We start from the raw sequence: 8112 nt of genomic DNA, 5'->3' as shown, positions 1-8112 counted from the left end.
GAATCTCGCTGGCAGCAACCCGGTGGCTTTGCGGAACTTCTACCAGGTGATTTACATCGCGCCGGGACTGAGCGCCGCTGATTACGCCTACCTGCAACAGATGGTGGCCCCGGGCGGCTTCATCGAGCAGTTTGTCAGCCTGGGCGGGGTGGCGGTGATTAATGTTGCCGGGACGCTTGGTGATCAAGCGAATATTGCTCCGGGCGGCGTCGGTTTCTCCAACGCTTCACAGCACGACGCTGAGGACATCCTCGCCCCCGACCATGCGTACGTCACGGGACTCGGCTTTGGCGGCCAGATGTTGGGCGTGGACGACTTCAGCAACTGGGGACCAACCGATACGGGTACGCTGACGAACTTGCCGGCCGACGCAACCATAGTGCTGGCCAACAGCGGCCAACCGACCTGGGCAGAGTATCAATACGAATCCGGCCGCGTGATTGTCACCACACTGAGGTATTGCTGGGATCCGGCTCCTGACCCGGCGCAGTCGAGGGATCCGATACTGTTTCTGTCACCGTCGCAGTGGGCGGCCGCAGCGAATCTGCTCCGCTACGGCCGCTTCTTCTCCGGCTCGGCCATGACACCGGCACCGACCGTCACTGCCACCGGCTCGCCGACTCCGACCCGTACCCGCAAGCCGAGCGCTACGCCGACAGCAACATTGGTGCAAGCCACGCCGACCCCGACACCGCCGGCGACCCCGACCGTCACGCCCTTGCCGACGCCATCGGTCGCATTCGTCGACGTAATTGGCGCGATTTTCGAGGAGATCGACGTGTCCGGTACCGACGTCAACGGTGATGGTGCGGTTACCGCCGCGGACGTTACCGCCCTGATCAAGCTGTCGCAGTAACTCAGGGGCTTTCCACCGAAGCGTATCTAGTGATACGGCCGCGCCCCGCCCGACTCTCCAGGACCCAGAGGCGCGCGCTCCTTTGGCGGCCCGGCCCGCTCGGCGTAGTCGAGCATGTCGCGTTCCAGACCGCGAATCTGCTCCATGATGCGGCCACGCAGCGCCGTCAGCTCCGGTTTCTCGTCGGCGAGCGAGTACGTTTTCAGGGCGAGCGTGCGCAGCTTGCCTTTGCCCTCATCCGCGACATCGGTGGCTTCGAAGGAGACGGTGCTGTCGCCTTCCGGGGAGTTCTGCACCGTGATCGTGGTGATCAGCCGCTTCTTCTCGGCCGACTTGGGCGTCGGTCCCGGCGTCGCCTTCACTGGACCGAGATCGAGCATGACGGGCGGTGGTCCGACCTTGGCGGTGCTGACCATCACCATTCCCAGTGCTAGGCCGATCCAGCCTGTCCACTGCATCGTAAGCCTCCTTTATTCATGCGCGTGCGCGTTGCTTGTGGGATGAAGTCTTTCCCCGTTCTCCGGAAGACAAGCGACACTCCTGGCGACGGAACGAACCTCACACCGCTGGTGTGTCGGTGGCCGTCGGCGCCACCGTGTCGGTCGACGTCGCGCTAGGGATCGACGGCAGCGTCGCCACGCGGACCACGATGCTCCGGGGATCGCCGACATTACCAGCCTGGTCACGCACTTTCGCGGTCACAATGGTGTCACCGGCCTGGAATTCCAACTCCCGACCGATTCCGCCGGGAGCGCCGGTGCAAAACTGCTTCGTGGTGCTCTTATTCACATAGGAGAAGTTGCCATTCCCGTCATAGGTGCACGGATCACTGTGGGAGGGATCGGGCGGCGCGAAGCGACAGCCGAAATCATTCAGCGCGTTGGCAATCGTTTGCGGATTCACCGTGGAAGAATTGATCCCGGGCACGCCACCTGGGGTCACGGTCGGCACCGCGCCCGGTCCCGTCGACCCACTGTCACAGACGAGGCTGCTTCCATTTCCGAGGTCACGGTCAGCCTGAATCTGCAGATCGGGCAGCACGTTCGGGTTGGACGGGTCGCTGTTGAAGGTGAGCAATCCGATAGAGCCGCTCGCACCTGCCTTCGCTTCGACCACAATATAGAAATGGTACCCGAAAGAGGGCGTGTACAGTGGGTTACCCTGGCCATCAGCACCCATTGTCAGCAGCGGCACTCCCTCAGAGTCGGCCAAACCGAAGAAGGTGATTTGAGGCCCCAGCGATATCGGGCGGGTCGCCGTCGGCGTCGGCGTGCTCGTCTTTGTAGCCGTGACCGTGGGCGTTCGTGTGATCGTGGGCGTCAAGGTGGGCGTTCGTGTCAACGTTACCGTCCGAGTGGGGGTTGGTGTCAACGTCGGCGAGGCGCTCCGAGTCGCGGTCGGCGTGCGGGTGACGGTCGGCGTAAACGTCATCGTCACCGTGGCGGTTGGGCGTAACGTCCACGTCCCAGTGGGCGTAATCGTCGGCGTGCGGGTGCGCGTGAAGGTCCGGGTTATTGTCGGCGTTGGCGTTGACGTCCCGGTTCTCGTCGGGGTCGAAGTGATCGTCGGGGTCGGGGTGATGGTCGGCGTCGCACTGGGGAGCGGGGTCGGGGTGGTCGTCGGGCTTTGGCTCGGGGTCGGCGTCGGGCCCGGTGGCTGCATCGCCGACTCGACGGCCGTCACGTCCGCAATGGTCACCCGGTTGTCGAAATTCACGTCGGCCGTGCCGCAGCTGTCCGGCGCGCCAAACAGGATGTCCACCAGCGCATCGACGTCCGCAGCATTGACCCGCTGATCACAGTTGACGTCGCCTTTCGGCGGCGGCGGTGTCTGCCCCAGGGCAGCCTCCGCACTGAACACCAACAGGACCACAGCTGCCCACACGAGAACCCGACCTTGCTTCCACAACATCTCAAACACCTTAGTCGCGAGGTTCCTTACACCGATTTCCACAGTGATGCTACCGCCGGGGACCGACTTCCGAGGGTAAATTGACATTGGCTAGTGCGCCGCATACTACTTCGCTCACCGTCGTTTTGGAAGAGCAGGCATCGCATGACCAGGCGCATCGCCACGCGGGGTTTGATACCGGCCCGCGCATAGGAGGCTGTGAGTGCCCCCGATACCGTTCAGGCAGTCTCGACACATTGACCTTCCGGCAGCATCCGATTAGAACTTTGTGCCATGGCGACCCAGGACTTGGAGGAATTCCGTCGTGAGCTACGGGGCTGGCTCGCAAGCAATCTCCCCAACGAATTGCGGCCGGAAAATGCCGCCCAGTTACTTGAGACCGAGCGGGTGCCACGCCTCCGCGCCTGGCAGGCGAAACTGGCCGAAGCCCGCTGGGTCGGCATCACCTGGCCCGTCGAGTACGGCGGCCGGGGCGCATCCATTCCGGAGCAGATCGTCTACACGGAAGAAATGGCCCGTGCCGGGGCGCCGGAGGTCGTGGGCAGCCTCGGCATCGGCATCGCCGGGCCGCCCGTGATCGCCTACGGCACGGAGGAACAAAGGCGCCGGTTCGCCCGGCGCATCCTGACGGCGGAAGATCTCTGGTGCTTCGGCTTTTCTGAGCCGAGTGCCGGCTCGGATTTGGCATCACTCCGAACCAAAGCGATCCTGGAAGGCGACTCCTTCGTACTCAACGGCCAGAAAGTCTGGACCACGCTGGCGCACCGCGCCGACTGGTGCATGGTGCTCTGCCGCACCGACCCGGAGTCGGCCCGGCGCAAGGGCATCTCCTGTCTGCTCGTCGACATGAAAAGCCCCGGCATCACCGTGCGGCCGTTGCGCCAGATGGGCGGACAGGCGGAGTTCAACGAGGTCTTCTTCGAAAACGTGCGAGTGCCCCGTGACAATCTCCTCGGCGAGTTGAACAACGGGTGGCAGATCGCGACCGCGGCACTCCAGAACGAACGCGGCATCCTGTACGTGGTGGAGATGCAAATCCTCCTGACCAAGGGGCGAGATGCACTCATGCGCTGGGCGCGTGAGCGTGGCGCCACCCGCGATCCGGTTACGCGCCAGGCGCTCGCCGATATCTATCTCGGCGTCGAGACCTTCCGCCACACGTGCCAGCGCACGTTGCACAAGTTGCTGCGCATGGGCATGCCTGGTCCTGAGGCATCGATCATCAAACTTCACTGGACCGAGCTCACGCAGACGATGCCGCGGGTCGGCATGTCGATTCTCGGGGCGGCCGGCTTGCTGTACGATACGCCTCAGCCGAACAGCCAACGCTTCAATCCCGCCCAATGGCTGCAGGGAGCGTTTCTCGGTGCACCCGCCGCCAGCATCGCCTCCGGAACGTCAGAGATCATGCGCGGGATCATCGCCATGCAAGTCCTTGGTCTTCCGCGGGGCACCTGAGGCGCGGCTGAGGGCTCGAACGCTCAGATGCGTTAATCAGCCCACGGCGAGCGTCGCGATGGTGGCGCCGGCGCCCCCTTCTCGCGCCTCTCCCGATCGGAAGCCAGCGCAATACGGTGAGCTGGAGAGATACTCTTCGACCGCCCGCTTCAAGGCACCGCTGCCGACACCATGGATGATGCGCACCGACTGGAAATGGGCTTGCGCAGCCCGATCGAGAAAACGCTCGAGCTGCACCACGGCCTCTCTGGCCCGCAACCCCAGTAACGTGATCTCCCGTGGAGTGTCCTCCGGTGCAACCGCGACGCGGATCTCGACGGGAGCCTGCGCCTGGCCGCTGATGCGCCGCAGCTGGCCGGCCGGCACTTCAAAACGGAGGCTGCCGCGCTGAATCCGTGCTCGGTCACCCTCCACCGATATCAACTGGCCGCGAATCCCGGTGTCCACGACTTCAACCTGATCACCGATCTGCGGAGGACCGGAAGCGACCGGCTGTTCGGCGATCTCACTTGCATGCTCGGCCATCGCCGCCTCTTGCGCCTGCAGCCAGCGAGAGAGCGCCCGGCGATCGGCCGCGCCCCGCTCGATGGCCGCCAGGAGTTCCCGACCTTGCTCGCGCAGCGTGCGCACGAACTCGCGTGCCGCACTCAGTTCATCCGCCCATCGCCGCCGCTGCTTTTCGCGCAGATCATCGAGCAGGCGGCCGGCTTCCTGCTCCGCCCGCGCCGCGCCACGCGCCCGCTCGTCGGCTTCCGCCAGACGCTCCTCGTACCGGCGGCGGCTGTCCTCCAGCCGCGCCACCGCAGTCGACAGAGCCTTTGCCTGCTCCGTACGCGCGGCTTCCGCGGCGTCGAGCACGGCGGCCGGAAGCCCAAGTCGGCGTGCGATCGGCAAGGCGAGACTCTCGCCGACGGAGTGGTACCGCAGTCGATACCGTGGCAGCATCGCCTCCACATCGAAATCGACCGCCGCGGTCACGCAGGTTTCCCGGCTCAAGGCAAAGACCTTGAGGGGCGCGTAGTGCGTGCTGAGAGCGACATGCGCCCCGCCGGCTTCGAGAATCTGGATCATGCCGATGCCCAGCGCCGCCCCTTCGTCCGGATCGGTACCCACCCCAGGCTCATCGAGCAGGACGAGTGCCGGAGCGTGATGTTGCTCGATGATCTCGGTCAGATTCGCGACGTGAGCCGAGAAGGTCGAGAGGTTCCGTTCGACGTTCTGTTCATCGCCGATGTCGGCGTAGATCGCCTCAAAGCACGGCAGGCGGCCGCCTTCGGCAACCGGAATCAACATACCGCTCTGCGCCATGAGCGCCATCAGCCCCAGCGTCTTCAACGCCACCGTCTTGCCGCCCGTATTCGGACCGGTAATCACCAGCACGCGTTTCCCCGCCGGGATGTACAGGTCGACCGGGGTGAGTTCGCGCCCGGCGAACATCAACAAGGGGTGGCGCGCCTGTTCAAGCATTACTTCCTGATCAAAGCGCGGCTGCGTACAGCGGTAGCGTTGCGCAAACTTCGCACGCGCGACCAGCGTATCGATTTCCACCAGGGCGGCAAAGCTGGCGATGAGGGTCTCGTGTTCGGCGCGCACCAACGCGGTCAGGTCGCCGAGAATCCGGCGCACCAGCCACTCCTCTTCCTTGCTGGCCATCAACAGATGGTTGTTGAGCTCGACCGCGAACAGCGGCTCGATGAACGCGGTTTCGCCGGACACTGAACGGTCCTGCACCACGCCGTTGAACTGATTGGCCATGGCCGTCTTGATCGGGAGGACGAACCGATTGTTGCGGAGCGTGACGTAGCGATCGCCGAGCAGCTCAGCCATCGTGGGCTGCACCAACAGCTCTTCCAGGCGTCGCGTCAGCTTTTGCCGAAGATGCCGGATCGTGCGCCGCACCTCTGCGAGTTCGTCACTAGCGTCATCGCTGACATCCCCGTTTTCATCCAGAGCCCGCGCCAGCGTCTGGTGCAGCGAGGGTAGTGGCACGAGTTGATCGGGCAGCTCCGCCAAAGCCGGAAACGGCCTCGCGTGTTTCTTCAAAAAGGCACGGGTGTCGTGCAGGACGGTCAGAACGCTGCGGATCTCGACCAGAGCTTTGCCGTCGAGAACGGCGCCCTCGCGCGCTGCCGTACGCAAGGAAGCACGAATATCAGGGAACTCCGACAGCGGGATATTGCCCTGTTGCTCCAGAAGCCGGAAGCATTGCCAGGCAGCTTCCAGGGCTGGCTCGGCTTGCCCGCGCTCGCCGGTCGGTACCAGCGCACCACAGGCATCCTTCCCCGCCGGCGAGCACGCAAAGTCCGCCAGCCGGTTGCGAACGTGATCAAATTCCAGTGCAGCGAGATCGCGGGGACGCATGGGATAGAGCTTTCAGCGATCAGCTTTCAGCCGTCAGCTTTGAGGAACAATGACCAATACAAGACATGCCTTCGAAAGCTGATAGCTGAACGCTGACAGCTGACCGCTCACTTCGCACGTGCTTTCAATCGTGCCTTGATTGCGGGCAGCGAGATGACCGTGGCGGATCCAGTGCTCGTCAGGGTGTCGGCAGCGGCCACACATTCGTACGGCGCCGCGCTCCGGGCGCTCACCGGCCGCGCCGGATGCCGCAAGATCAATCGAGCCTCGTCCACGCTGATGGGTCGGCCAAAGAGGCTGCAGGTGCGGTCACCGTCGTTGTAGTTATTCGCCCACGCCGCGAACTCCTCCGGGGAGGGCTTGTGGCCGACCTCGACGGTGCAGCGGCGCACAACGAAGCCGATCATCATCTTCGGCAGCGCTGTCGGTCCAAACGCCATGGTCGCGGGCTTCATGCCGTAAAACCTAACCGGGCGTCAAGCTACGCGCACGCCTGTGCGCTCGGCGATCAGCCGATCAAGCTCCTGACGCAGCCGCGGCAGCACCTGCTCATAGCCGAAGACACCGACTTTCACGTCCTTCCTTTTCAGATTCACGGTCGAGGGACCGCACCACAGGCCGAGATCCGCGTCGTCGGTTTCGCCCGGGCCGTTCACCCGGCAACCCATCACGGCAATGGTGATGCGATACTGCTGCGCGTAGCGGGTGAGCTCCCGCACCTGCGCGGCCAGCTCGACGAAACTCTCGTTCTCAACACGCGAGCAACTGGGGCACGAGATGATGTTCAGTCCCTGGCCGAAGTCCGGCACCGAAATGAACCGGCCGTGCGCCACGTCGTCGAGGATGACGTGGCCAACCTCGACCTCTTCGTGCTTGCGCTCGTTCGGCAGCGTGAGCGAGACGCGGATGGTGTCGCCGATGCCCTGCGCCAGAAGTTTTTCGAGCGCCAACCGCGTCTTGATCACGCCCTCTGGCGGCATGCCCGCCTCGGTGACGCCGAGGTGGAGAGGCACTTGCGGCCGGGCGGCAGCAAAACGCGTGTTCGCCTCGATCACTTTCCACGGATCGGAGTCCTTCAGCGACACCACAAACCGGTCGAAGCCGATCTCCTCCATCAAATCAGCGTGACCAATGGCGGACTGCACCAAGGCTTCGAGCTGGTCGCCCGGAGATCGCGCCAAGAACTCCGGCGCCACCGAACCGCAGTTGACACCGATACGAATGGCGCAATCCGTGTCGCGGGCGACAGACACCAACCAGGCCACCTTGTCGCGTATCGGCTTGTCGCGCTCGACGTGGTGCAAGTGGCCCGGGTTGTAACGGATCTTGTCGACATACGGCCCCACTTTCACGGCCAGGCGGTAATTCTCCTGCAAGTCGACGGCGAGCGTGGCGTCCGTTTGGGCGCGGATTTCCTTCAACGCCGCCACCTCTTTGTCGCTGTCGACGGCGATACGCACCACGGCGGCGCCCGCCTTCTGCAGCTGCCGCGTCTGGGCAACCGTCGCATCGATGTCGCGCGTCTT

Annotated in this window: 8 protein-coding genes; 3 read left to right on the top strand and 5 right to left on the bottom strand. The window is 64.2% G+C overall.

Annotation, left to right across the window (positions count from 1 at the left end; all coding sequences use genetic code 11):
- Window positions 1–856, top strand: an 856-nt coding sequence (locus tag VF515_02270) for a hypothetical protein (protein HEX7406453.1), incomplete at its 5' end; no start/stop codon positions are given.
- A 26-nt stretch (window positions 857–882) separates the two neighbouring features.
- On the opposite strand, the gene VF515_02265 is transcribed toward VF515_02270, so the two are convergent.
- Together VF515_02265 and VF515_02260 are read right to left on the bottom strand one after the other, a co-directional pair.
- Window positions 883–1314, bottom strand: coding sequence for a hypothetical protein (locus VF515_02265; GenBank protein HEX7406452.1), 432 nt, complete (start codon window positions 1312–1314; stop codon window positions 883–885).
- Between the two features lie 100 nt (window positions 1315–1414).
- The gene (locus VF515_02260) at window positions 1415–2050 is read right to left on the bottom strand and encodes a hypothetical protein (protein ID HEX7406451.1); all 636 of its coding nucleotides are present in this window, start codon (window positions 2048–2050) and stop codon (window positions 1415–1417) included.
- Between the two features lie 76 nt (window positions 2051–2126).
- Between VF515_02260 and VF515_02255 the strand changes: the two genes are divergently transcribed.
- Both VF515_02255 and VF515_02250 read left to right on the top strand, forming a co-directional pair.
- On the top strand, window positions 2127–2651 hold the full coding sequence (locus tag VF515_02255; protein ID HEX7406450.1) for a hypothetical protein: 525 nt from the start codon (window positions 2127–2129) through the stop codon (window positions 2649–2651).
- A gap of 389 nt (window positions 2652–3040) precedes the next feature.
- Window positions 3041–4225, top strand: a complete 1185-nt coding sequence (locus VF515_02250) for an acyl-CoA dehydrogenase family protein (GenBank protein ID HEX7406449.1) — start codon at window positions 3041–3043, stop codon at window positions 4223–4225.
- A gap of 36 nt (window positions 4226–4261) precedes the next feature.
- Here the strand turns inward: VF515_02250 and VF515_02245 are convergent, their stop codons facing one another.
- The 3 genes from VF515_02245 to VF515_02235 all read right to left on the bottom strand — a co-directional run.
- Window positions 4262–6586: an endonuclease MutS2 gene (locus VF515_02245; protein ID HEX7406448.1), complete on the bottom strand. Its 2325-nt coding sequence runs from the start codon at window positions 6584–6586 to the stop codon at window positions 4262–4264.
- Between the two features lie 107 nt (window positions 6587–6693).
- Window positions 6694–7041: a hypothetical protein gene (locus VF515_02240; protein HEX7406447.1), complete on the bottom strand. Its 348-nt coding sequence runs from the start codon at window positions 7039–7041 to the stop codon at window positions 6694–6696.
- Between the two features lie 21 nt (window positions 7042–7062).
- The coding region (locus tag VF515_02235; protein ID HEX7406446.1) for a flavodoxin-dependent (E)-4-hydroxy-3-methylbut-2-enyl-diphosphate synthase at window positions 7063–8112 on the bottom strand (1050 nt) is incomplete at its 5' end.

The sequence above is a fragment of the Candidatus Binatia bacterium genome, from assembly GCA_036382395.1.
Classification (GTDB): Bacteria; Desulfobacterota; Binatia; order HRBIN30; family HRBIN30; genus JAGDMS01.
Note: the sequence above shows the minus strand (reverse complement) of the source record. Positions and strands in the feature narration are given on the sequence as shown.

What these genes read in the sequence shown, in the direction of transcription:
- VF515_02265 (HEX7406452.1), bottom strand. Translation starts at nt 1,314, where the DNA reads ATGCAGTGGACAGGCTGGATCGGCCTAGCACTGGGAATGGTGATGGTC.
- VF515_02245 (HEX7406448.1), bottom strand. Translation starts at nt 6,586, where the DNA reads ATGCGTCCCCGCGATCTCGCTGCACTGGAATTTGATCACGTTCGCAAC.
- VF515_02240 (HEX7406447.1), bottom strand. Translation starts at nt 7,041, where the DNA reads ATGAAGCCCGCGACCATGGCGTTTGGACCGACAGCGCTGCCGAAGATG.
- VF515_02250 (HEX7406449.1), top strand. Translation starts at nt 3,041, where the DNA reads ATGGCGACCCAGGACTTGGAGGAATTCCGTCGTGAGCTACGGGGCTGG.